Origin of the sequence: Micromonospora sp. HNM0581 (assembly GCF_012726175.1) — a bacterium.
Classification (GTDB): domain Bacteria; phylum Actinomycetota; class Actinomycetes; order Mycobacteriales; family Micromonosporaceae; genus Micromonospora.
This window is the reverse complement of record NZ_JAASAD010000001.1, coordinates 224181-248919: the sequence shown is the minus strand read 5'-3', so window position 1 is coordinate 248919 and position 24739 is coordinate 224181. Positions and strand designations below refer to the sequence as shown.

Below are 24739 nucleotides of genomic sequence, written 5' to 3'. Positions count from 1 at the left end.
GTGTGGCGGTCAGTTGCGGCGGAACATGCGGTACGTGAGGAAGCCGCCGGTTCCGAGGGCGCCGATGAAGATCGCCCAGATGAGCGTGTTGCTGACGCCGATCTGCGGGCCGGTGTTGGCTGACGCGGCGGCGAGCAGGCCGTCGTTGCCGGGGGCGGGCAGCGCGGCGGGCGGCAACTCGGCGTAGCGGACGAGGCCGGTGGCCTCCAGCATCCGCATGTGGTCACCGACGAAGCTGTTCGCCGAGTTGGCCAGGTCCCGGATGACCTCGTTGCGGGTGCTGGCCCGGACCGCGCCGATGACCGGGAAGATCTTGCCGTGGGCCACCCGCAGTCGGGTGACGAAGATCTGGTCGAAGCGGGCGCCGTTGGAGTCCTTCATTTCGGTGAGCCAGCCCTGCTGCTCAGCGGTAGGTGAATTGGGAACAACGGCCCCGAGTTTGTTGGCCGCATCGACGGTGATGCGGTCGAGCTCCTCGTGCTGTCGGGCGATCTCGGCCCCGACCTCACGAACGACCTGTGATTGGCCCTTCTCGGCGGCCATCTGCCCAGCCGGCATCTCCCAGAGACCGGCTAGCCGTACCCCGTCCAGCAGGGCCTGGTCGGCGGCGGCGAGTTGCTGCGCGGCAGGCGCGGCAACTGCCACACCAGGCATGGTGACGAGTGCTGCGACGAGCGTGGTGAGCAGCACCGCCAAGCGACGGGACCGGTTGCCCTGCCGGCGACGAGCGGAATCCAGCGGTGCCATGTCTGCGGCGCCTCCTCGGACGAGAACCGATCGTTAGCGAAGGACGTCCCTCCCCGTTGGCCGTCCGCATCCAGGTACGGATGGTGCGGCTGAACAGTTCACCGGTTGGCGAAACCTGCTCGCGAAATCTGGAACTGGAGGTCAGTTGACGTCGAGCGGATCGGCCAGCAGCCGATCGAAGGCGAGTTCGGCCGCGCCGACCAGAGGAGCGTCCTCACCGAGCTTCGGCGTCCGCAGCCGCACGTGTTCCAGGCAGGCCGGCAGCCCGTTGGAGTTGAGTCGGCTACGCACCTGCGCTGCGGCGGCCAGATAGAGGTCACGCATGGTGCCCCCGAAGATGACCATCTCCGGGTTGAAGATGTTGATCAGGTTGGCGACGCCGAAGCCGAGCCAGTCACCGGCCTGGCGTACCGCGATCTGGGCCTGGGCGTCGCCACGGTCGGCAGCGTCGAAGACCGCGAGCATCGCCTCCCGGCCTCGTGCGTCAGAGCGCCCGGCGGCCCGGAGCAGCCCGTGCTCGCCGATCTCGGTCTCCCAGCATCCCCGGTTGCCGCACGCGCAGCGGGCTCCGTCGCGGACCACCACCATGTGTCCCACCTCGCCGCTGTAGCCGCCGTGCCCGGTCAGCCGCCGCCCACCGGCGATGATTCCGGCGCCCACGCCGACGTCGCCGTAGAGGTAGATGACGTTGTCGCAGCCGGCCGCCGCACCACGGGCATGTTCGGCGAACGCTGCCACGTCGGCCACGTTGCCTACCGTTACCGGAACGTCCACGCCGAGTTCCGTGCCGAGCGCAGCGCCGATGGGTTCGTCCACCCAGCCGGTGGTCGGCCCGAGCCGGACCAGGCCGTCGTCTCGGCGGACCATGCCGCAGACCGCTACCCCGGCACCGACGCACAGGGCGCTCTCGGCCAGCGCCTGCCGCATCTCCTTCACCGCGCCGGCCAGCAGCGGAGCGGCCTCGGCTGCGGTCAGGCCAGGTGGTCGGTCCAGCTCCCGGCGGTCGAGGACGGCGCCGCCGAGCCCGACCCGTGCGGCGCGTAGCCGATCCACCTCGATGCTGGACGCGTATGCGAAGACCCGGTCCGACTCGGGCCGGACGACCAGCGACGGTCGTCCGGCCCGGCCGGTTTCCTTCGGCGCCCCCTCAGTCACCAGGCCGGCCGCGGCGAGGTCGGCGGTGAGCGCGCCGATGGTGCTCCGGTTCAACCCCAGCGCGGTGGTCAGTTCCGCGCGCGTGGTCGCACCGTGCACGTGCACGTAGCGCAGCAGGGCACCGAGATTCTGTCGACGAATCTCGTCCTGACTCGGTCCCACGCGCATCGGTTGTGACTACCCTCGGTGCAGCGGATCAGCGACCGCCGCTGGCGGCGGCTCGTCGGCGTGACAGGGCGTCGACGCTGGCGGCGAGAAGCAGCACCACGCCGGTGACCACGTACTTGACGCCCGAGCTGTAGCCCATCAGACCCATCCCGTTGTCGATCACCGCGACCACCGCGCCACCGAGAACCGCGTCGAGTACCCGCCCCTTACCGCCGAAGAGGCTGGTGCCACCGATCACGGCCGCGCCCACGGCGTAGAGCAGTACGTTGCTGCCGCCGGTGTTCGGGTCGACCGAGTTGGCCCGGCTGGCGGCGACGATGCCGCCGATCGCAGCCATGGTGGAGCAGATGACGAAGACCGAGATCCGGATCCGGTCCACGTTGATGCCGGCCCGACGGGCGGCCTCCTTGTTACCGCCGACCGCGTAGATGTGCCGGCCGTAGCTGGTCCGCTGGAGCACGAACGTCCAGACGATGAGCAGGATGGCGATGATCGGTACCACGATCGGTACGCCCTTGAGCGAGTTGAACAGAGGGTTGAAGCTGCGCTCCTGGTTGAGCAGGTAGACCGCCGGACCGAGGATGACCGCCAGGCCGACGATCCGGGCCAGCACCACGGTGATCGGATCGTTCACCAGGCCGCGCGCGGCGCGGCTCCGGTAGCGTCGCAACTGGATCATGGCATAGCCGACGAAGGCGATGGCGGCGAGCGTCCACCCGAGGACCGGGGGCAGGTTGCGGTTGGCGATCGCCACCAGCACCGAGTCGCGGATCGAGATGTTGCGGCCTTCCTCCATCAGCAACAGCACCACGCCCTGGAAGGCGAGGAAGCCGGCCAGGGTGACCACGAAGGACGGAATGCCGATCTTGGCGACCAGGAGACCGAGCGTGGTGCCGATGGCCATGCCGGTGAGTACGGCGGCCAGAACCGCGACGTACCAGGGATAACCCAGCACGGTGACCACGTTGGCCAGGACCGCCGCGCAGACGCCGCTGGCGAAACCAGCCGACAGGTCGATCTCCCCGAGCAGCAGGACGAAGACCAGACCCATCGCGATGAGGGTGACCGCCGCGCCCTGAGTGAACAGGTTGGCGAGGTTGACCGTGGTGAGGAACGACGGTCGCATGATCGAGAAGACCGTGCAGAGCACGAGCAGGCCGAGGACGGCGGGCAGCGCACCGATGTCGCCACCGCGTACCCGACGCCAGTAGTCGCGGATGTGACTGCCGACGGTGGCTGCCGGTGCGACGGGGGTCGGTCCGTTGTGCTTGACGGCGGTGGTGCTCATGAGACGCCTCCCGTGGTGCTGCCGGCCGGCGCCGGGCCGTTACCGTTGGTGGCCGACTCGGCGAGCCCGAGCCCACCGGAGCGACCGGCGGTGATCAGTTCGACCACCTGCGCGTGAGTGATGTCGGTGGTCTTCACCTGGGCGACCATCTGGCCGAGGTAGAGCGCGGCGATCCGGTCGGAGACGGCGAAGACGTCGTTCATGTTGTGTGAGATGAGCACGACGGCCAGACCGTTGTCGGCGAGCCGTCGGACCAGTTCGAGCACCTGGGCGGTCTGCGCGACGCCGAGCGCGGCGGTCGGCTCGTCCAGGATGACCAGCTTGCTGTTCCACAGCACCGCCTTGGCGATGGCCACGGTTTGGCGTTGGCCGCCGGAGAGGCTGGAAACGTGCTGGCGTAGTGACTTGACGGTGCGTACGGAGAGCCCGGCCAGGGTCTCGGACGCCATCTGTTCCATCGTCGGTTCGTCGAGCACGATGCCGCTACGTTTCTCGCGGCCGAGGAACATGTTCTGCACGATGTCGAGGTTGTCGCAGAGCGCGAGGTCCTGGTAGACGACCTCGATGCCGAGCGAGGCGGCGTCGCGTGGGCTGTGGATGCTCACCGGGCGGCCGTCGAAGACGAACTGACCGGCGTCGGTGGGGTAGATGCCGCTTATGCATTTGACGAGCGTCGACTTGCCGGCGCCGTTGTCGCCGACGAGCGCGGTCACCTCACCGGGGTAGGCGGCGAAGGCGACGTCGCGTAGAACCTGGACGGGACCGAAACTCTTGTCGATCCCGCGTAGCTCCAGCAGAGGGGTCGCGGACACGGGGTTCTCCTTATTGACGGAGGGAGATCGGAGCCTGTCCAGGGGCGGCGCGCCGCCCGGCGGGTTCACCGTGCCGGGCGGCGCCGCCTAGGCCGGTAGGTCAGCTGATGCCCGCTTCGGTGCAGAGCGCAGCGAAGTTGCCGGTGCAGACCTCGTCCTTGGTCACGAAACCGTCGGCGATGACGTCCTTGACGTTCTCCTTGTAGATCGCCGTCGGGGTGAGCAGGACCGACGGCACGTCTCGGCCGCTCTCCGGGTCCTTGACGGTCTGGCCGGTCTCCTTGCGCTCGCCCTTGGCCAGCGAGATGGCCAGCTCCGCTGCGGCGTCCGCCTCCTGCTTGATCGCCTTGTAGACGGTCATGCACTGGTCGCCGGCGAGGATGTTCTGCAGGCCCTGCGGGGTGGCGTCCTGGCCGGTCACTGGGACCTTGCCGTTGAGGTTGTTCTTCTTGAGCACGGAGATCGCGGCGTTGCCGAGGCCGTCGTTCGCGGCCAGCACACCGTCGATCTTGCCGCCGGCCTTGGTGAGCTGCTGCTCGAAGATTGTCGCGGCCTGTGCGTTGTCCCAGTCCGGCACCGAGTCGTCAGCGACCTGGGTGTACTCGCCGGCGTCGAACTTGGGCTTGAGGATGGAGGCGTAGCCGTTCTTGAACAGGGTGGCGTTGTTGTCGGTCGGCGAACCGTTCAGGTAGGAGATCGCCGGCTTCTGCACGTTGGCGTCGGTGAGGCACTTGACCAGGCCCTCACCCTGGAGCTTTCCGACAGCCTCGTTGTCGAAGCTGACGTAGTACTCTGCCGAGCCGCCGAGGGTGAGGCGGTCGTAGTCGATGGTGACGACACCCTGCGACTTGGCCTTGTCGAGGACGGCCTTGCCGGTGCCGGAGTCCAGGTTCACGATCATCAGCGCGGTGACCCCGCTCGTGATCATCTGGTCGGCGATGGTCTGGAACTGGGTCTTGTCGCCCTGGGCGTTCTGGATGTCGTAGTCGACGTTGGCGGCCTTGAACGCCTCTTCCAGGAACTTGCGGTCGGCGCCCTCCCAGCGGGCGGAGGACTTGCTGTCCGGCAGGATCACGCCGATCTTCGGGGTTTTCTCGGAGCCGGCCTGGTCGCCGTCAGAGTTGTCGCCACAGGCCGTGAGGCTGCCGAGGGCCAGCATGCCCACGGTGCCGACGGCGAGGAAGCCCTTGCGCATGAGCAGGGTCCTTTCGAGGTGGGGAAGGGTGTCGGTGTTGTTTTGTTGTGCCCGGCAACGTATTTCGCGTCACTCCGCCCGCACAAGGGTGCGCCGGTCACGAGTTTGTTGTCGGCGGTAACAATTCAGCAACGCCAGCGACATCTCACCGCCACCATCCCGTTTCGGTGCCTGTGTCCCCGCCGACGACCGACGCCGCCGACGAATCAGGCGCCGGAAAGCAGGTCAACCAGCCGTCAGGACAGCGAGGGCCGCGTCGGTGAGGGCGATCAGGTCCGCCGGCGCCAACTCCAGTTGCAGCCCCCGACGTCCGGCCGAGACGTACACCGTCGGATGCCCCGAGACGGAGACATCGACCACCGTGGGCAGGCGTCGCCGCTGGCCCAGTGGGCTGATTCCGCCGCGTACGTACCCGGTGGCCCGTTCGGCTACGGCCCGCTCGGCCAGTGCCGCCCGCTTGCCACCCACCACCGCCGCGAGCGCTTTGAGATCGAGTTCGCCGGTCACCGGCACCACCGCAACTGTCAACGCCCCGTCGACCTCGGTGACCAGGGTCTTGAAGACCCGACCGGGAGCCACCGCGAGAGCGGCGGCGACCCGGGCGCCGTAGTCGGGCTCGTCCGGCGAGACGTCGTACGGGTGGGTGCGGTGGTCCACCCTCCGCTTCACCAGAAGCGCGATCGCCGGGGTACCACGTCCCGCCATGCCGCCAAGGTAGCCCCGGCCGGATTCCTGATCCAGTGCCCTCTCACCCGGCGAGTCGCGGGTGCACTTCAGGACACCGGCCGACAGACCAGTACCGTCGGGGCGGCAGCGACCCGGGTGAGCACCAGGCTCGTCGACTGGTCGCCGGCCAACCGCAGGTCGCGGCGGAGGCGCTCGGGCTCAACTGCGGAACCGCGCTTGAGGATCTCGACCCGGCCGACCCGCCGGTCCCGCAGCAACGCACGGAGCCGTTTGAGGGAGAACGGCAGCACGTCCGTCACCTCCAGACAGCGGGCGTACGGCGTGGGCCGTGCCGCGTCGGCGTAGAGGTAGGCGATCGTCGGGTCGGCGAGGGTGGCGTCCAGTTCGGCGGACAACTCGGCGATCAGGTGGGCGCGGACCACCGCCGGATCCGGGTCGTAGACGAAGCGGCGTACCGGCCCTACCGGTGCCTCGCGTGTCCCTGCCCCGGTCAGCTGGTACGCCGTCGGCCCGTCGTCGCGGTGCGCCCCGTCGCCCGGTCGATCGACAGAGGCTCCTGCTCTGGCGGAGGCGTCGACCGGGCGCCTTTCGGTGCACAGGGTTGCGCGGCGGGGCAGTTGTGCCAGCTCGCCGCACCAGAGGGCCGCTTCGACCAGATCGCCGTCGATGCTCACCCACTCGGCCTCGACACCGGTCGGAAGCAGCGCGTGGTCGATGCCCGGCGCGACCTTGACCACCGTGCGCGGCACCCGTTCGGCCAGGCCGGTGACGAAGTCCCACGGCGGCGAGTACGCGTTCGGGTCGAAGATCCGGCGGCCGGTGCCGGCCCGACGCCGGGCCGGGTCGCAGAAGACCGCGTCGACCCGCGTCACGTCGAACGTTGTCGCGTCACCACACTCGACGGTGACGAGATCGGCCAGCCCGGCAGCCTGGACGTTCGCCTCGACGAGCGCGGCGGTGAGCGGGTCCGCCTCCACCGCGTACACCTGGATGCCGGTGCGGGCGGCGGCGAGCGCGTCGGCGCCCAGACCGCAGCCCAGGTCGGCCAGGGTGTTCACTCCGGCGGCGCGCAGCCGCCGCGCCCGCCGGTCCGCGACGATCTGCCGGGTAGCCTGCTCCAGCCCCGGCCTGGTGAAGAACATGCGGGCCGCCAGCAGCCCGAACTTGCCGGCTGCCCGGCGACGTAGGTCCGCCTGGGTCAGCGCCGCCGCCGCGAGCCCGCCGGGCACCCCGTCCGAGCGGAGCGCCGCCGCTGCGGCCAGCGGATCGTGACCGGCCATCCGGGCGGCCGAGTCGAGCGCCGCCAACCCCTCAGGCGTACGCAACTCGCCGAACTGCTCCAGCTCCACCGGACCATTCTTTCGCCCGTCCGACCACCCGACGCAGGCGCCCACCGGTGGGTGGCGTGGCCGGCTGCGGGGGAGGGAGGGGCGACACGAGAGTGGTGCATTGGCACTCTCCTTGACGGAGTGCTAGCCGAGGAATAACCTGCGATTAGCACTCTCACCCCGAGGGTGCCAATCTCCGGGCCCTGGTGTCCGGGGGTTGAACGCCAGGCGGACCGGCACCCGCGACGACGGCCCCGCCCGGTGGCATGTGGCAGATTGACGCCGATCGGCATGCCGATCGGCAACGAAACCAGTACCCCAGGAGGGTATGCCCGTGACTACCGCGACCAAGGTTGCGATCAAGCCGCTCGAGGACCGCATCGTGGTCCAGGCGAACGAGGCCGAGACCACCACCGCCTCGGGCATCGTGATCCCCGACACCGCCAAGGAGAAGCCGCAGGAGGGCACCGTCCTCGCTGTCGGCCCGGGCCGGATCGACGACAAGGGCAACCGTGTGCCGATCGACGTCTCCGTCGGCGACACCGTTCTCTACTCGAAGTACGGCGGCACCGAGGTCAAGTACGCCGGCGAGGAGTACCTGGTGCTCTCCGCCCGCGACGTCCTCGCGGTCATCGAGAAGTAAGTAGGACAGACCGATCAGTGTCGTTGCCCCGGTCCGGCTCGCCGGGCCGGGGCGACGTCGCTTCGAAGGGACATTCATGGCGAAGATCCTGAGCTTCTCGGACGACGCCCGGCACCGGCTTGAGCACGGTGTCAACGCGCTCGCGGACGCGGTCAAGGTCACCCTCGGGCCGCGCGGGCGCAACGTCGTCCTCGACAAGAAATTCGGTGCGCCGACGATCACCAACGATGGCGTGACCATCGCCAAGGAGATCGAGCTCACCAACCCGTACGAGAACCTCGGCGCGCAGCTGGTCAAGGAGGTGGCGACCAAGACCAACGACGTCGCCGGCGACGGGACCACCACCGCGACCGTGCTCGCCCAGGCGATGGTCCGCGAGGGCCTGCGTAACGTCACCGCGGGCGCCAACCCGGCGGGCCTGAAGCGCGGCATCGACGCCGCCGCGACAAAGGTCTCCGAAGCTCTGCTCGGTAAGGCCGTCGAGGTCTCCGACAAGAAGTCGGTCGCGCACGTGGCGACCATCTCCGCGCAGGACGCCACGATCGGTGAGCTGATCGCCGAGGCGATGGAGCGGGTCGGCCGCGACGGTGTGATCACCGTCGAGGAGGGCTCCGCCCTGCAGACCGAGCTGGACGTCACCGAGGGCCTTCAGTTCGACAAGGGCTTCATCTCGCCGAACTTCGTCACCGACGCGGAGTCGCAGGAGTCCGTGCTGGAGGACGCATACGTCCTGATCACCACGCAGAAGATCTCGGCGATCGAGGAACTGCTGCCGCTGCTGGAGAAGGTCCTCCAGAACAACAAGCCGCTGCTCATCATCGCCGAGGACGTCGAGGGTCAGGCACTGTCCACCCTGGTGGTCAACGCGATCCGGAAGACCATCAAGGTCTGCGCGGTCAAGGCGCCCGGCTTCGGTGACCGCCGCAAGGCGATGCTCCAGGACATGGCGATCCTCACCGGCGCCGAGCTGGTCGCCCCCGAGCTGGGCTACAAGCTCGACCAGGTCGGCCTGGAGGTGCTGGGCAGCGCCCGGCGCATCGTGGTCGACAAGGAGAACACCACGGTCGTCGACGGTGGTGGCCAGGCCAGCGAGGTGGCCGACCGGGTTGCTCAGATCCGCAAGGAGATCGAGGCCTCGGACTCCGAGTGGGACCGGGAGAAGCTCGCCGAGCGGCTGGCCAAGCTCTCCGGCGGTGTCGCGGTGGTCAAGGTCGGCGCGGCCACCGAGGTCGAGATGAAGGAGCGCAAGCACCGCATCGAGGACGCCATCGCCGCGACCAAGGCTGCGGTCGAGGAGGGTACGGTGCCTGGCGGCGGTGCCGCCCTGGCGCAGGTCCTGCCGGTGCTCGACGACGACCTCGGCTTCACCGGTGACGAGAAGGTCGGCGTCTCGATCGTGCGGAAGGCGCTTGTCGAGCCGCTGCGGTGGATCGCGCAGAACGCCGGCCACGACGGCTACGTCGTGGTGCAGAAGGTCACCGGCAGCGACTGGGGCCACGGCCTCGACGCCGCCGTCGGCGACTACGTCGACCTGACCAAGGCCGGCATCATCGACCCGGTCAAGGTGACCCGCAACGCGGTCACCAACGCCGCTTCGATCGCCGGACTGCTGCTCACCACCGAGAGCCTGGTGGTGGAGAAGCCGGCCGAGCCGGAGCCCGCCGCGGGAGGCCACGGCCACTCGCACGGCCACGGCCACCAGCACGGTCCGGGCTTCTGAGCCTGGTATCCCGAACGTGGGGCGCACCCGTCGAAGGCGGGTGCGCCCCACGTGGGTGAGCGGCTGCGGCGCCTGTCACAGCGGGATCGTCGGGGTCCTGCGACCTTCGACGCACCCACGTCACCGGTGTAACGGTGACGAGAGGTTACGGGACGCCCGCGGCGCTACCGGACCGTCGTAAGGTGGGAAACACTGGGCGGGTGAGCAGCACGACACCCCGGTTCGCCGCCTTGGCGGGCGTCGCCGCCGCCGCGGCAGCCATCGGCACCGCAGAACTGGTCGCCGCCCTGACCGGCCCCCGGTCGTCTCCGCTCGTCGCGGTCGGCGGTGTCGTCGTGGACACCGTCCCGGAGCCGGTCAAGCGGTTCGGCATCGAGGTTTTCGGCGTCTACGACAAGGTCGCCCTCCTGGTCGGTACGGCCCTGCTGCTCGGCGGCTTCGCCGCACTGCTGGGTGTACTTGCCTCCCGCCGGTTGACTGTGGGGCTGGCCGGCATCGTCGTCCTCGGCGGGATCGGTGCGACGGCGGCCCTGACCCGTGCCGATGCCGATGCCGCCGACGTGCTACCCGCACTGCTCGGTGCGGTGGTCGGCGGAGCCGCGCTGTGGGCGTTCGTGGCCGGCCCGTTGGAACTCGACCCCTGGCCCTGGGCCTCACCGTCGCCGACCGGTCCGCCCGCTGCGGCCGGGCCTGCGGTGGCCGCTCACGACCCGGACTCGCGGCGGCGGTTCCTCACCGGGATCGGCGCCGTGCTCGGGGTCGCCACCGTGGGGGGAGTGGCGGGGCGGTGGCTTGCCGGGCGTCAGGGGGTGTCGGCCGCCCGCGAGTCGGTCACGTTGCCGGCTCCGGTCTCTCCCGCACCGCCGGTGCCGGCCGGCGCCGAGCTTACCCTGCCCGGGTTGGCGAGCTACGTCACGTCGAACCGAGGCTTCTACCGCATCGACACCGCGCTGGTGGTGCCGCAGGTCGATCCAAAGTCCTGGCAGTTGCGCATTCACGGTCGGGTCCGCAACCCGCTCACGCTGAGCTACACGGATCTGCTCGCCCGCCCCATGGTGGAGCGGTACGTGACGCTGGCCTGTGTGTCCAACGAGGTGGGCGGCAACCTGATCGGAAACGCCCGTTGGCTCGGCGTACCGATCCGGGAACTGCTCGACGAGGCGGCGCCGCTGGACGGGGCCGACCAGGTGGTGGGGCGTTCCGTCGACGGCTGGACCTGCGGCACACCGACCGCTGTGCTGCGCGACGGGCGGGACGCGTTGCTCGCTGTCGGAATGAACGGCGAGCCGCTGCCGGTGCAACACGGTTTCCCGGCCCGGATGGTCGTCCCGGGCCTGTACGGCTACGTGTCGGCCTGCAAGTGGATCACCGAACTGGAGTTGACCAGTTTCGCGGACTTCGACGCGTACTGGGTGCCGCGGGGCTGGTCGGCGCAGGGGCCGGTGAAGACGCAGTCGCGGATCGACACGCCCCGACCGCGTAACCGACCAGCCGCCGGCCCGGTCACGGTCGCCGGGGTCGCCTGGGCGCAGCACCGGGGTATCGACCGCGTCGAGGTACGCGTCGACGAAGGGCCCTGGCAGGAGGCCCGGTTGGCGTCGACGGTCTCGGTGGACACCTGGGTGCAGTGGTCGTGGCAGTGGCAGGCCACCCCGGGCGAGCACACTCTCCAGGTCAGGGCGACGGACAGCACCGGCGAGACGCAGACCGGCGAGCCGCGCGACGTCGCGCCCGACGGAGCGACGGGCTGGCACTCCGTGACGCTCACCGTCGGCTGATCTTCCGACAGGGCGACGCCGCGCCCGGGCCGGACGCGGCGTCGGCGATGCGGTCGGTCAGGCGACGTTGCGCTGGATGGGCACCGTGGACCGGTGCGAGCTACCCAACCTGGCCTCGAGTCGATTGACGTCGACGCGGGTCTGCCGGCGGTCGGCGAGGTCCTCCCAACCGACCGCGAGCAGTCGCAGCCGTTCGGATTCGCTGAAGCCACCCCACACGCCGTACGGCTCGCGTACGGCCAGGGCGTGCGCGGCGCACTCGGCCCGGACCGGGCAGGTGCGGCAGACGGCCTTGGCGGAGGATTCCCGGCGTAGCCGGGACGAGCCACGCTCGCCGTCGGGGTGGAAGAACTGGGCGCTGTCGCGGCCTCGGCAGGCACCGAGTCGCTGCCAGTCCCAGAGGTCGATGATGGGTCCGGGCAGTCTACGTACGTTCGACATCAGCACCCCTCCTCTCGCGCGGCACCGCGAGACGCTCGTGGCCGGTTGTCCGGGCGGCGGGCCGCGCGGGCGCACCGTTCCCGGCCTGTGACACTCCCTACCCGCGCGTCCCTCGCTTCACACTCCTATGATCCAGAACACTCGGCGGATTGCACCAAATGCCCTATAGGTCGGAAAAGTTGGGAGGATTGCCCGGAACCTCCTCCCGGGCAGGGCCGCTCATGGTCTGCTCGTCAGCGGAGAGGAGATGCCTGTGCGTACCGTTCTTGTGTGCGTTCGAACGCCGCTCGCGGCGCAGCACCTGACCTCCGCGGCAGCGCGGTTGGGATTGTCGGGTGCCGTCCGGACGGCGGTCTCCGACCCCGAGGTGATGTTGCGGCTGGCCGAACGTCCGGCCGATGTGGTACTCGCCGACACCGCCCTGACCCGCCCGGACAGCGCCGGCTTCGTGCGCCGGGTGCTGGCGCGTGCCCCGCAGGCCGCCGTCCTGCTGCTCGGCGCCGAGGAGCCCGGGGCGGCGGCGGCGACCATCGGCGCCGGGGCGCGAGGGCTGATCCAGGGTGTCGACCAGGACCTGACAAGCGCTGTCGCCAAGGCACTGCTGTTGCTGGCCGCGCCCGGCCGGGCCAACCGGCACCGCATCGCCGACCCTGCCCGGGACGCCGCGACGGTCGGCAGCCCGGCCCGGCCAGCACCCGGCGGTCGCGCCGGTGGCGAGGCACCCACCGCCTGGCCGGGTACAGACGCGTCGGGTGGTCCGGCCATGGTGCCGGTGCAGCGTGGCGACGATCCCGCCGAGACCGGTACCGAAACCGAGCCGGAGAAGACCACGTCGAGGCCGCGAACCGACCGATCCGTGATCGGCCTCACCGAGCGGGAGCTTCAGGTGCTGCTCGGCATGGCCGAGGGCAAGAGCAACGCCGAGATCGGTCGGGAACTGTTCGTCTCCGAGGACACCGTGAAGACACACGCCCGGCGGCTGTTCCGCAAGCTCGGAGCCCGTGACCGGGCACACGCCGTGGCCGCCGGATTTCGGGCCGGGCTGGTCGCCTGAACGCTCCGCGCCCGCCGTCACCCTGATCCGCTGACCGGCCCCCGGCTGAAGCCGACCGGTCAGCGATCCGGGTCAGGCTGGTCCTCGGTGCCCTCGCTGAGGGTGTCGTGCACACCGTCGGCGTAACCGCGGGCGTAGTCCCAGGTGACGTAATGATCCGGATCGGGATCGTAGGCCGGCTCGTGCACCCGCGGGCGCCCGGAACTGAGCAGGTGCCGCAGGTTGCCCCGGAGCAGGTCCCAGTCGAAGTAGTGCGGCTCCCGGCAGTCCTCGCACTCGATGACCAGCCCGCGTACCCCGATCGGCGCGAGTAGTGCCTGGTAGATCTCCAGGTCGGCGAGGTCCTCAAGCACGTCCTGGCGCTCGACGTCGGTCAGTGGGTCCAGCGGCGCGTCCTCCCCGGGGGTGTCCAGGTTGGCCGCCGGATCGGTCGGGTCGCCGGTGAACGGGTCGATGGGATCGTCGTGCACCCCCTCACCGTAGTCCCCTGCCCCCGTCGACGCCTGTCCCCGGTCGTGCGAGCCGTCACCGGGGCAGGCGCCGCGCGGTTCAGGCAGTAGAAGCGCCAGTGGGTACGATGAGGCTGACGCACCCTCGCCCGGCGTTTCGCCGGTGCCCCGTGCCACCTCGCTGAAGCCCGGTTCGAGCAGCTCAGGAGAGCAATCGTGGAGAATTCGTCCCGTACCGACCGTCCTGCCGGCATCGAGGGCGGCGAGCTGGGCGGGCATCTACCCGAGCTGCCCGCCGGTTCAGCCAGGGTGGTGCCGCTGGGGCTGACCTTCGACGACGTGCTGCTCCAGCCCGGCGAGTCCGACGTGGTGCCGAGCCGGGTGAACACCATCACCCGGCTGACCCGTAACGTCTCGCTCTCCATCCCGCTGCTGTCGAGCGCGATGGACACGGTCACCGAGGCCCGGATGGCGATCGCCATGGCCCGCCAGGGCGGCATCGGTGTGCTACACCGCAACCTCTCGGTGGAGGACCAGGCGCTCCAGGTGGACCTGGTCAAGCGCTCCGAGTCCGGCATGATCACCAACCCGGTGACCGCGAGCCCGGACGACACCCTGCGCGAGGTGGACCAGCTCTGCGGGCGGTACCGCATCTCGGGGGTGCCGGTGGTGGACGCCCAGGGCCAGCTGGTCGGCATCGTCACCAACCGCGACATGCGCTTCGTCTCCGACCCGGCCGTGCCGGTCCGCGAGATCATGACCAAGGCGCCGCTGGTCACCGCCCGGGTCGGGGTCGGCAAGGACGAGGCGCTCAGCCTGCTACGCCAGCACAAGGTAGAGAAGCTGCCGATCGTCGACGACTCCGGCAAGCTGCGTGGGCTGATCACCGTCAAGGACTTCACCAAGAGCGAGCAGTACCCGAGCGCCACCAAGGACGAGGCGGGCCGACTGCGGGTAGCTGCCGCCATCGGCGTCGGCGAGGACGCGTACAAGCGTGCCCGGGCGCTCGTCGACGCCGGAGTCGACGTGATCATCGTTGACACCGCCCACGGTCATCAGCGTGCGGTGCTGGAAATGGTCAGCCGGTTGAAGAAGGACGTCGCCGTCGACATCGTCGGTGGCAACGTGGCGACCTACGCCGGTGCGCGGGCACTCGTCGACGTCGGCGCCGACGGGGTGAAGGTCGGTGTCGGCCCGGGTGCCATCTGCACCACCCGGATCGTGGCCGGCGTCGGCGTACCGCAGATCACTGCGATCATGGAGGCCGGCCGGGCGGCCCGTCCGGCCGGTGTGCCGGTCATCGGTGACGGTGGCATCCAGTACTCCGGCGACATCGCCAAGGCGCTTGTCGCCGGGGCGGACACGGTGATGCTGGGCAGCCTGTTGGCCGGTTGCGAAGAGAGCCCCGGTGAGCTGATCTTCGTGAACGGTAAGCAGTTCAAGACGTACCGCGGGATGGGTTCGCTCGGCGCCATGCAGTCCCGTGGGCAGGCCAAGTCGTACTCCAAGGACCGCTACTTCCAGCAGGACGTGACGAGCGACGAAAAGCTCGTGCCGGAGGGCGTCGAGGGCCAGGTGCCGTACCGTGGGCCGTTGGCCCGGGTGGCCCACCAGCTGGTCGGCGGCCTGCGGCTGGCGATGGGGTACGCGGGCGCGGAGAGCATCCCCGAGCTGCACGAGCGGGGTCAGCTCATCCGGATCACCGCGGCGGGGCTCAAGGAGAGCCACCCGCACGACATCCAGATGACGGTCGAAGCGCCCAACTACCACACCCGCTGACCCCTCCCACCACCTGCGAACACACCTGGAGTGCCCCATGCGTGACGTGGTCGAGATCGGGCTGGGCAAGACCGCGCAGCGCGGCTACCACCTGGACGACATCGCCGTCGTGCCGTCCCGCCGGACCCGGGACGTCGACGACGTATCCACCGGATGGCAGCTCGACGCGTACCAGTTCGGCATTCCATGTGTCGGGCACCCGTCCGACGCGACGATGAGCCCGGCCTCGGCGGCGAAGCTCGGTCAGCTCGGCGGCCTCGGCGTACTCAACGTCGAAGGACTGTGGACCCGCTACGAGAACCCGAGCAAGGTGCTCGAGGAACTCGGTGGTCTCGACGACGACGCCCGCACCACCAAACGGCTCCAGGAGGTGTACGCCCAGCCGATCCGACCGGACCTGATCACCGAGCGGGTCCGTGAGCTGCGCGACGGCGGTGCCACCGTGGCGGTGCGGGTCTCACCGCAGCACACGCTGGCGTTGGCGCCGGTCATCCTCGACGCGGGCGTCGACATTCTGGTCATCCAGGGCACCATCGTCTCGGCCGAGCACGTGTCGACCACCGACGAGCCGCTCAACCTCAAGGAGTTCATCGCCGATCTCGATCTTCCGGTCGTCGTGGGCGGTTGCACCGACTACAAGACGGCGCTGCACCTGATGCGTACCGGCGCGGCCGGCGTGATCATAGGTATCGGCGGGGACGAGTGGTCCACCACCGAGTCGGTGCTCGGCATCCGGGTGCCGATGGCCACCGCGATCGCCGACGCCGCCGCGGCCCGACGCGACTACCTCGACGAGACCGGAGGACGGTACGTACACCTGATCGCCGACGGTGAAATCCGGACCTCCGGCGACATCGCCAAGGCCCTCGGCTGCGGCGCGGACGCGGTGATGCTCGGCGAGCCGCTCTCGCTCTGCGAGGAGGCGCCGGCCGGTGGCTCCTGGTGGCACTCGGCGGCCAGCCATCCGTCGCTGCCCCGGGGCGCGTTCGAGACGGCCGGTGAGCCCCTCGGCTCCATGGAACGCCTCCTCTTCGGTCCCGCCGACGAGCCGGACGGCCAGCTCAACCTCTTCGGTGGCCTGCGCCGCGCAATGGCCAAGTGCGGCTACCGCGACCTCAAGGAGTTCCAGAAGGTCGGCCTCGTCCTGGACCGCTGACCCGACCTCTCCGCATCGATCATGCAGTGGTGGTGCCCGGTTCGAGTGATCTACGCCCGATCCGCCGGGTTCCACAAGTCCACGATCGACGGAAGTGGCGGCAGTAGGCTCGGGCTGATGGACAGCAGGGCTGGCAGATGGTGGGGAGCAGGTGTGGCGGCGGTGACCGCTGCCGTGGTGGCGGCGGTGGTGCTGGTCAGCGGCATCGGTGACCGGGACGCGGTGGGGCCCGACGGACTTCGGCCGGGCGGCGTCGACGCCGGGGATCCGTACGTGCCGGGTAGCGGAAACGGTGGATACGACGTCGCTCACTACCGACTCGGGGTGCGGTACGACCCCGCCGACGATCGGCTCACCGGCAACGCCGAGATCACCGCGACCGCGACCCACGGGCTGTCCCGTTTCAACCTGGACCTGTCCGGGCTGGAGGTCAGTTCGGTGACCGTGGACGGTACCTCCGCCGAGCATCAGCGTGACGATGACGAACTCGTGGTCACCCCGGCCCGGGGGCTCGACTCCGGAACCCGGTTCACGGTGAAGGTCGCCTACGGCGGTGTGCCCGAGGCCGACGGCGACGGTGTGCTGGGCAGCGGCGGCTTCCAGCACACCGACGACGGCGCGATCGCGCTCGGCCAGCCACACTCGGCGGCCACCTGGTTCCCGGTCAACGACCACCCGTCGGACAAGGCGACCTACGACATCGAGGTCACCGTCCCGGACGGGCTCGCCGCTCTCAGTAACGGGGTGCCCGGCGAGCGGACCAGCGCCGACGGCTGGACCACCTGGCACTGGGCGGAGCGCTCCCCGATGGCGAGCTACCTGACCACTCTGGTGATCGGCGACTACCGGGTGGACACCGACGAGCACGCCGGAAAGCCCATGGTCACCGCCGTACCGTATGACGTGCCGGCCGACGGACCGGCGGCGACCTCCCTGGCCCGGACCGGCGAGATCGCCGACTTCCTGGTCACGCGCTTCGGGCCGTACCCCTTCCAGGCGTACGGCGGTGTGGTGGTTCCAGACGACCGGATCGGGTACGCGCTGGAGACCCAGTCCCGGCCGGTCTACGGGCCGGGCTTCTTCCGCGGCGGCGAACCCAACTACAGTGTGGTCGCCCACGAACTGGCCCACCAGTGGTTCGGCAACAGTGTGGCGTTGGCCCGTTGGGGCGACATCTGGCTCAACGAGGGCTTCGCCAGCTACGCCGAGTGGCTGTGGGAGGAGCACGACGGTGGGCGCAGCGCCCAGCGCAACTTCGAGTTGCAGTACGCGGCCACCGACTGGTCCCGGCGTACCCTCGATCCCGGCCCCGGTCAGATGTTCAGCACCGCCGTCTACAAGCGTGGCGCGCTCACCGTGCACGCCCTGCGGCGTACCGTCGGCGACGAGACGTTCTTCCAGATCCTGAGGACGTGGACCAGCGAGCGTCGGGACGGTACGGCCACCACCGCCGACTTCGTCGCCCTGGCCGAGCGGGTTTCCGGGCGTGACCTGGGCCGGTTCTTCGACACCTGGCTGACCTCCACCACCGCACCCACCCCGCCCTGACCAGGAACCGGCCCTGAATCGCGCAGCGGTCGGATCAGCTCGCGACCCTGAGTTGCGGATGTTCGGTCAGAAAGGCCTCGGCCCTGCCGGCGTGCAGTTCGGTGAGGAAGCGGCGGCCGACGGCGGTCAGTTCCTCGCCCCGGTAGGCACTGCCCCGGCCCACGGACGCTCCGGGCAGCCCGACCAGGGTGACCGCCTGCTGTGGCAGCTCGCCCAGAGCGTACGCGAGGTCCACGATCCGGCGTCCGCCGACGTAGAGCAGTGCGTCGCCCAACGCCGCGACCACCTGTTCGACCCGGTCGGGCTGCCGGGCCAGGTCCGCGTCGAGGATCTTGCCGATCAGTGCCTGGATCAGCTGCTGGTGGTGGCGTTGCCGGGTGTAGTCGCCGCCGGGAAGGTAGCGCTGGCGGGCGTAGTCGAGGGCCTGCCAGCCGTTGAGGTGACGATCGCCGGGCTCGTAGACCATCTGCGGCCCGACGTAGCCGCCCACTCCCGGTCCCGGCTCCCGGTGTTTGCCGTCGGGCTGCCGGTGCCGCGAGACCACCCGCTGGTCGACCCGGATGTCCACGCCGCCGAGGCTGTCGACCAACTTGTCGAAGCCGCCGAAGGTGAGCACCGCGCCCGCGTCGATGCGCAGGCCGGTGTACCCGCTGACCGTGCGGTGCAGCAGGTCGTACCCCTGGGCGGGGTCAGGCTGCCCGGGCTGGTCCGGAACCCGGCTGCCGTAGCTCATCGCGTGGGTGAGTTTGGTCCGACCGCCCGGGTAGCCGGCCGCCTCGTATGCCGGGATGTCGACCACCAGGTCTCGGGGGAGGGAGAACAGGTACGCCCGGGACAGCCCCGCCGGCACGTGCAGTACGAGTACCGCGTCGGCGTGCGGCTCCCAGCCGGGCACGCTCACCCGGGTGTCGACCCCGACCAGCAGCAGGTTGAGCGGGCCGGTGACGTCGGCCCCTGGCGGCGGGCTCGGACTGGTGCTGGCGCTGGGTGACGTGCTCGGGCTGCCGGTGGCGGTGGCCGGCGCCGGGCGGTCGTCGCCGACCGTACGGGCCACCACGACGCCGATCATCGTGATCACCGCGAGCGTGGCCAGACCGGCCAGCACCAGCGTGAACCGTTTCCGGTCGGCTCCGAGCATCGCTCCCGCCTCCTTGGGTTGCGTCCCGGTCGGTCGGGATCGACGCGGTGCGGAGCATGATCGCGCGGAATCGGGTCCTGGCGCGAGGGCTACCCGCAGGTAATGATGCGGCTATGCTCTGCCGTTTCGGCGAACCTGGGGGTCAACCCGTCGCTCACCATCACCGCCCAGGCAGAACGTGCCCTGCCGACCCTGAGCGTGGCGATGATGCAGTCGTGGTATCTCGCCCAGGGGTGTGGAGGTGCGCAACGGCTGCCACAACTCCGTGATCCTGCGCGGCGGGGGAGGGTGGGGGCGTGCGGGGGGAGGGGGCGTTACGCTGGGTAGGATCGTCGGCTATGAGCCTGCCGCGTCCTGTCCTCGTGGTCGACTTCGGAGCCCAGTACGCCCAGCTGATCGCGCGCCGGGTACGCGAGGCGAAGGTCTACTCCGAGATCGTCCCGCACACCATGCCCGTGGCTGAGATGCTGGCCCGCGAACCCGCCGCGATCATCCTCTCCGGCGGCCCGGCGAGCGTCTACGAGCCGGGCGCTCCGCAGGTCGACGACGGGTTGTTCACCGCGGGTGTGCCGGTCTTCGGTATCTGCTACGGGTTCCAGGCGATGGCCCGTTCCCTCGGCGGCACGGTGACGCGCACCGGCAGTCGCGAGTACGGCGGCACTCCGCTGCGCCCCCGTCTGCTCGACCCGGGCGTACTGCTTCGTGACCTGCCGGCCGACCTGCCGGTGTGGATGAGCCACGGAGACTGCGTGACCGAGGCCCCGGCGGGTTTCACGGTCACCGCCGAGTCGGCCGGTGCGCCGGTCGCCGCGTTCGAGGACGTGGCCGGTCGACGGGTCGGCGTGCAGTTCCACCCGGAGGTGGGGCACACCGCGTACGGGCAGGAGATGCTCACCCGTTTCCTGTACGACATCGCCGGTATCGAGCCGACCTGGACGGCTGAGAACATCATCGACGAGCAGGTGACCCGGATCCGCGAGCAGGTCGGCGACAAGGAGGTCATCTGCGGCCTGAGCGGCGGGGTGGACTCGGCAGTTGCCGCCGCGCTCGTACACGAGGCCGTCGGTGACCAGCTCACCTGCGTGTTCGTCGATCACGGGCTGCTACGCGCGGGCGAGGCCGAGCAGGTGGAGAAGGACTACGTCGCGGCGACCGGCATCAAGCTGAGGGTGGTGGATGCGGCTGACCGCTTCCTCGGCGCGCTGGCCGGGGTGACCGATCCGGAGCAGAAGCGCAAGATCATTGGTCGGGAGTTCATCCGGGTGTTCGAGTCCGCCGCCCGGCAGATCGCCTCGCACGGCGACGTCGAGTTCCTCGTACAGGGCACGCTCTACCCGGACGTGGTCGAATCCGGTGGCGGCACCGGCACCGCGAACATCAAGAGCCACCACAATGTCGGCGGGCTCCCCGAGGATCTGAAGTTCGCACTGGTCGAGCCACTGCGTACGCTGTTCAAGGACGAGGTCCGTACGCTCGGTCTCCAGCTCGGGTTGCCGGAGGCGATGGTCTGGCGGCATCCGTTCCCCGGCCCGGGCCTGGCCATTCGGATCATCGGGTCGGTCGACCGGGAGCGGCTCGACGTGCTCCGCCGGGCCGACTTCATCGCCCGCGAGGAACTCAGCGCCGCTGGTCTGGACCGCGGGGTCTGGCAGTTCCCGGTGGTGCTGCTGGCCGATGTGCGCAGCGTCGGCGTGCAGGGCGACGGGCGCAGCTACGGGCATCCGGTGGTGCTGCGCCCGGTCTCCAGCGAGGACGCGATGACCGCCGACTGGTCGCGGTTGCCCTACGAGGTCATCGCGCGGATCTCCACCCGGATCACCAACGAGGTGGCCGAGGTGAACCGGGTGGTGCTCGACGTCACGAGCAAGCCGCCGGGCACCATCGAATGGGAGTGACGTGCTGACCGGCCGTGGTGTGCCGTCGGTCCCTCAGGCCGGCGGTTGAGGCGCCGGTCGTGGTGCCGGTTGGGTGTCGCCCCCGCCTGCGGAGCGGTGTCCGGACGTGCCGGTCCGACTCCTGCGGGCGGGGTGGGGTTCTGTGGTGCCGGCGGTCCGGTCGGCGGCACCGGGCCGGTCGGTCCGGGGAACGGTCGGGCGGGGTGAACTGGCAGGCCCGTGCGGCGCGCCGGGCGCCGGCTGTGGCCTCCACGGTCCCCGCAACGTAGCGTATCGACCTCGGTTACCGCCCGGATCCCTACCCTGAATTGCCACTCAGGTGCGAGTCATCAGTCAGGAATCCGACTCTTTTCCGCTTCGGTAACGGACAGCGGGGAGAATTTGGCCCCGTGACCACCATGCTGGAGCCGCTGCGCAGGATCGCGGCATACGCAGTCTGTACTGATTCCGTAGACCGAATGTTGCTGGTCCGCGCATCGGAGCGCTCCGGCACCCCTGGCACATGGTCCCTGCCCGGTGGGGCCGTCGACCACGGCGAGGACCCCCACCACACAGTCGTCCGCGAGACCGCCGCCGAGACCGGCCTGTCGGTGGCCGTCGCCGGCCTGCACGACGTGCTGGCCGACATGCGGGCACTGCCCGAGCGGGGCATCACCATCCACACCGACCGTCTGGTCTACCAGGTGTCGGTGCGGGGCGGCTCGCTCACCGACCGGATCGACCGGCCCACCGACCTGGCCCGCTGGTTCACCCGCGACGAGGCGGCACGGTTGCCGCTCCGCTCGTTCACCGCCCGCGCCCTGGGCCTGCCCGCCTCGTCGGCGGACATCGTGCCGGACGAGGCACCGGAGTTCCCCTCCTTCTACGCGGTGCCCGGCCCGGACGGGTTGCACCGGGCCCAGCGCTTCGCCGCGTACGCCGTGGTCACCGATCCGGAGGGACGGGTGCTGCTGACCCGGGTCTCCGACGGCTACCCGGGCGCCGGCTGCTGGCACCTGCCCGGGGGGGGCACCGACTACGGTGAGCAGCCGGGCGCGGCGCTGATCCGGGAGCTGGTCGAGGAGACCGGGCAGACCGGGCGGCTTGTCGAGCTGCTGGGGGTGGCCAGCCACCGGGACGCCGCCTCGCTGGGCCCGGAGGGCTATCCGATCGACTGGCACGGGGTGCGTGCCTTCTACCGGGTGGTGGTGGACCAGCCGGCTCCACCCACCGTCGGTGACGTCGGAGGTTCCACCTGCGAGGCCCGCTGGTTCGCCCGCGAGGAGCTCGGCGCCCTACCGACCGACCGTCTGACCGAGGTCACCGCCGAAGCAGTCCAGGCCGCCCGCCTGACCTGATCGACTCCACTCGTCCGTGCGGCCGATCCCGACGTTATCGTCGAAATCGTCGGCACCGGCGACGACTCCACCGTCGATGCGGCCGTGGCGTTACGCGGACAGGGCGGAGGAGTCGTGGATCAGTTACGGCGGGTGGGCGCGTACGCGGTGTTGCGGGATGCCGAGCGGCGGGTGCTGCTGGTGCGGGGCTCGGTGCTGTCGGACTTCCCTGGCGTCTGGTCGCTGCCTGGCGGCGGGCTGAACCACGCCGAACATCCCGTACGCGCGGTAGGCCGCGAGGTCACCGAGGAGACCGGGCTGACCGTCGAGGTGGCCGGGCTGAGTGCGGTCGTCGCGGACGTGGTGCGGTACCCGAATCTCGGGGTCACGCTGCACACCGATCGGCTGCTGTTCGACGTGACGGCGGTCGGTGGGCGGCTGCGGGCGGAGCGGGACGGCAGCACCGACCTGGCCCGTTGGCTGACCCTGGACGAGGCGGCCGAGCTGCCGCTGCTGGCGTTCACCGCCGAAGCTGTCGGTCTACCTGTCGTTCCGCTCCCGCCCGGGTCCCCGAGCCGTCGGGAGTCGTTTCCCGGTCCCGGTGGCGACCGTCGGCAGCGCTTCGGGGCGTACGGGGTGGTCACCGATCCGGACGGACGGGTGTTGCTGACCCTGATCGCCGAGGGCTATCCCGGTGCGGGGCAGTGGCATCTGCCCGGTGGCGGCACCGATCACGGTGAGCAGCCCGTCACCGCGCTGCTACGGGAGTTGATCGAGGAGTCGGGGCAGTTGGGCAGGGTGACCGGACTGATCGGGGTGGACAATCTGCATGATCCAGCCGCTCTGGGGCCGGAGGGGCGTCCCCTCGACTGGCATGGCATCCGGGTCGTGTACCGGGTCGAGGTGGACCACCCGACCGTGCCGGCGGTGACCGAGGCGGCCGGCGGTTCCACTGCTCGGGCTGCCTGGTTCACCCCTGTCGAACTGCGGAATCTTCCCCTCACCGGGATCGCCGCGATGGCTTTTAAGCCGTCCGGGTAATCCGTTGCGGTCCTGTCGGCCCGATGTCTCCACCGAGCCGGTGGGGGCCGACTCCGGTACAGTCGAGTCGGGGTGGGGGCGTAGAAACGGGCGGTGGTGTCCGGGATGGGAATAAGGCGGCGGTTCGCTCGGTTACGGCAGGTATAAGCACCGCCGGCAGCTATCGCCATTCCCCACCCCCCTGTGCGATGGTGTACTCCGCAAAACGGCTGCCGGGCCAGAAAGGTCCGGCACGAGACAGCCGGACGCCCGCCCGCGTGGCGGTGAGCCGATCCGGTGATGGAGGAAACGTGCCGAGAGCCCCATGGCGCCGGCGTCGTACGACTGACAGCCCGCGTCCCGCAGGGCGAAGCTGGACGGGCCCGCTGCGCCGCAGCGGCACCCTCGCCCGCCAGGTCCTGCTGGTTCGCGTCGGCCGCCGAGGTGCGGATCTGCACGGCGCGACCGACGTGTTGCCCGAGCCCCGGTATCAGGAGCGCCCGCGCCGCCGGTACGGCCTCAAGCGGTTGCCTCGCACCCGGAGGGAGACCGTCGCTCCGGTCGGACCGCTTGCCGGGCCGGTCATGGTCGACAAGCCGGTCGCGCCGGCTCCGGTGGCGTCGACAACGACACCGGCGCCGCTGTTGCCGGGCGAGCGGACACCGGCCCGGCGGGTGAAGTTCGCCCTGGTGAACGCCTGCACTCTGGCCAGCCTGCTGCTCGGCATCAACGCGATCTTCGTCGCTATGCAGGGTGAGGTGCGACTGGCTGCGCTCCTCCTGATCGCTTGCGTCGCGTTCGACGGCCTGGATGGCGCGCTGGCCCGCAAGCTCGGGGTGTCCAGCCCGTTCGGTGCCCAGATGGACTCGCTTGCCGACATGTGTTCCTTCGGGCTCGCCGCACCCGTGGTGGTGTACGCGTCCCTCGCCGGTTCCGCGCCGACGGCCGCCGCCGCGGTGGCAGCCGCGCTCGTTGCCGCCTGCGCCGCCATCCGGCTTGCGCGGTTCAACGTCTCGCCGAACGACGGTCGGTTCTTCTCCGGCGTACCCACCACGATGGCCGCCGCGGTGCTCGCCCTGATGGTGGTGATCGGCATGCCGGTGCCGGGGGCGGTGCAGATCGCCGGGGTCGCCTTGCTCGCCTTCACCATGGTCAGCAGTTTCCCGTACGCCAAGCTCGCCCGCCTGGTCACGTTGCCACCGTGGTTGTTGCTCGCTCCGGTGGTCGGCGCCCTCATCGACATCCGCCTCACCTTCGGGCTGATCGTCTTCGGGTACCTGATCAGCGGTCCGGTGCTCTGGTTGCGGCAGCGCCGAACCATCGTCTGACCCCGTACCTGCGAAGGGGCGCTGCGGCAGGTCCGCAGCGCCCCTTCGCGTTACCGCTCGACCGATTCGCCGCACGTCGCGGCCGTCGTGCTGA

The 24739-nt window shown here is 70.2% G+C and carries 21 protein-coding genes; 11 read left to right on the top strand and 10 right to left on the bottom strand.

Going from position 1 to position 24739, the window contains the following annotated elements:
• Positions 1-9 precede the first annotated feature (9 nt).
• The 7 genes from HCA58_RS01120 to HCA58_RS01090 form a co-directional block, all read right to left on the bottom strand.
• Positions 10-747 carry a DUF4142 domain-containing protein gene (locus HCA58_RS01120; protein ID WP_169595850.1) on the bottom strand — a complete coding sequence of 246 codons (738 nt, stop codon included), beginning with the start codon at positions 745-747 and terminating at the stop codon, positions 10-12.
• Positions 748-888: 141 nt separating this feature from the next.
• Positions 889-2070, bottom strand: a complete 1182-nt coding sequence (locus HCA58_RS01115) for an ROK family transcriptional regulator (protein WP_169595849.1) — start codon at positions 2068-2070, stop codon at positions 889-891.
• Positions 2071-2098: 28 nt separating this feature from the next.
• Positions 2099-3358, bottom strand: coding sequence for an ABC transporter permease (locus HCA58_RS01110; RefSeq protein ID WP_169595848.1), 1260 nt, complete (start codon positions 3356-3358; stop codon positions 2099-2101).
• A complete protein-coding gene (locus HCA58_RS01105; RefSeq protein WP_169595847.1) occupies positions 3355-4170 on the bottom strand; it encodes an ATP-binding cassette domain-containing protein in 816 nt (271 codons plus the stop codon). Before HCA58_RS01105 ends, HCA58_RS01110 begins: the two co-directional genes overlap by 4 nt.
• Positions 4171-4270: 100 nt before the next feature.
• A complete protein-coding gene (locus HCA58_RS01100; protein ID WP_169595846.1) occupies positions 4271-5365 on the bottom strand; it encodes a substrate-binding domain-containing protein in 1095 nt (364 codons plus the stop codon).
• A gap of 225 nt (positions 5366-5590) precedes the next feature.
• Positions 5591-6070 carry a Cys-tRNA(Pro) deacylase gene (gene ybaK / locus HCA58_RS01095; RefSeq protein ID WP_169595845.1) on the bottom strand — a complete coding sequence of 160 codons (480 nt, stop codon included), beginning with the start codon at positions 6068-6070 and terminating at the stop codon, positions 5591-5593.
• 68 nt (positions 6071-6138) lie between these two features.
• Positions 6139-7401, bottom strand: coding sequence for a methyltransferase domain-containing protein (locus HCA58_RS01090; RefSeq protein WP_169595844.1), 1263 nt, complete (start codon positions 7399-7401; stop codon positions 6139-6141).
• A gap of 307 nt (positions 7402-7708) precedes the next feature.
• On the opposite strand from HCA58_RS01090, the gene groES reads away from it, so the two are divergent.
• The 3 genes from groES (at position 7709) to HCA58_RS01075 (ending at position 11521) form a co-directional block, all read left to right on the top strand.
• A complete protein-coding gene (gene groES, locus HCA58_RS01085) occupies positions 7709-8023 on the top strand; it encodes a co-chaperone GroES (RefSeq protein WP_089155197.1) in 315 nt (104 codons plus the stop codon).
• A 76-nt stretch (positions 8024-8099) separates the two neighbouring features.
• The gene (gene groL / locus HCA58_RS01080; protein ID WP_169595843.1) at positions 8100-9743 is read left to right on the top strand and encodes a chaperonin GroEL; all 1644 of its coding nucleotides are present in this window, start codon (positions 8100-8102) and stop codon (positions 9741-9743) included.
• 200 nt (positions 9744-9943) lie between these two features.
• The gene (locus tag HCA58_RS01075) at positions 9944-11521 is read left to right on the top strand and encodes a molybdopterin-dependent oxidoreductase (RefSeq protein ID WP_169595842.1); all 1578 of its coding nucleotides are present in this window, start codon (positions 9944-9946) and stop codon (positions 11519-11521) included.
• A 57-nt stretch (positions 11522-11578) separates the two neighbouring features.
• Here HCA58_RS01075 and HCA58_RS01070 read toward each other — a convergent pair whose 3' ends face one another.
• Positions 11579-11962 (bottom strand): WhiB family transcriptional regulator, encoded by a 384-nt coding sequence (locus HCA58_RS01070; RefSeq protein WP_169595841.1) that lies wholly within the window; start codon positions 11960-11962, stop codon positions 11579-11581.
• A 253-nt stretch (positions 11963-12215) separates the two neighbouring features.
• Here HCA58_RS01070 and HCA58_RS01065 point away from each other — a divergent pair, with 253 nt between their 5' ends.
• On the top strand, positions 12216-13016 hold the full coding sequence (locus tag HCA58_RS01065) for a helix-turn-helix transcriptional regulator (protein WP_169595840.1): 801 nt from the start codon (positions 12216-12218) through the stop codon (positions 13014-13016).
• A 59-nt stretch (positions 13017-13075) separates the two neighbouring features.
• Here HCA58_RS01065 and HCA58_RS01060 read toward each other — a convergent pair whose 3' ends face one another.
• Positions 13076-13486 (bottom strand): DUF5319 domain-containing protein, encoded by a 411-nt coding sequence (locus HCA58_RS01060; RefSeq protein ID WP_169595839.1) that lies wholly within the window; start codon positions 13484-13486, stop codon positions 13076-13078.
• A 195-nt stretch (positions 13487-13681) separates the two neighbouring features.
• Between HCA58_RS01060 and guaB the strand changes: the two genes are divergently transcribed.
• The 3 genes from guaB (at position 13682) to HCA58_RS01045 (ending at position 17948) form a co-directional block, all read left to right on the top strand.
• Entirely contained in the window at positions 13682-15244 is a 1563-nt protein-coding gene (gene guaB, locus HCA58_RS01055; RefSeq protein WP_169595838.1) for an IMP dehydrogenase, read from the top strand.
• 37 nt (positions 15245-15281) lie between these two features.
• Complete coding sequence (locus tag HCA58_RS01050) at positions 15282-16400, top strand: GuaB3 family IMP dehydrogenase-related protein (protein ID WP_169595837.1); 1119 nt, start codon at positions 15282-15284, stop codon at positions 16398-16400.
• A gap of 117 nt (positions 16401-16517) precedes the next feature.
• Positions 16518-17948, top strand: a complete 1431-nt coding sequence (locus HCA58_RS01045) for a M1 family metallopeptidase (RefSeq protein ID WP_169595836.1) — start codon at positions 16518-16520, stop codon at positions 17946-17948.
• 34 nt (positions 17949-17982) lie between these two features.
• Here HCA58_RS01045 and HCA58_RS01040 read toward each other — a convergent pair whose 3' ends face one another.
• Positions 17983-19086, bottom strand: a complete 1104-nt coding sequence (locus HCA58_RS01040) for an LCP family protein (protein WP_205807222.1) — start codon at positions 19084-19086, stop codon at positions 17983-17985.
• A gap of 338 nt (positions 19087-19424) precedes the next feature.
• Here HCA58_RS01040 and guaA point away from each other — a divergent pair, with 338 nt between their 5' ends.
• The 4 genes from guaA to HCA58_RS01020 all read left to right on the top strand — a co-directional run bounded on the left by guaA (position 19425) and on the right by HCA58_RS01020 (position 24645).
• Positions 19425-20981 (top strand): glutamine-hydrolyzing GMP synthase, encoded by a 1557-nt coding sequence (gene guaA / locus HCA58_RS01035; protein WP_169595835.1) that lies wholly within the window; start codon positions 19425-19427, stop codon positions 20979-20981.
• A 389-nt stretch (positions 20982-21370) separates the two neighbouring features.
• Entirely contained in the window at positions 21371-22318 is a 948-nt protein-coding gene (locus HCA58_RS01030) for an NUDIX hydrolase (protein WP_169595834.1), read from the top strand.
• 114 nt (positions 22319-22432) lie between these two features.
• Positions 22433-23338, top strand: a complete 906-nt coding sequence (locus tag HCA58_RS01025; protein WP_169595833.1) for an NUDIX domain-containing protein — start codon at positions 22433-22435, stop codon at positions 23336-23338.
• Between the two features lie 365 nt (positions 23339-23703).
• A complete protein-coding gene (locus HCA58_RS01020) occupies positions 23704-24645 on the top strand; it encodes a CDP-alcohol phosphatidyltransferase family protein (RefSeq protein ID WP_169596148.1) in 942 nt (313 codons plus the stop codon).
• Positions 24646-24739: the final 94 nt, after the last annotated feature.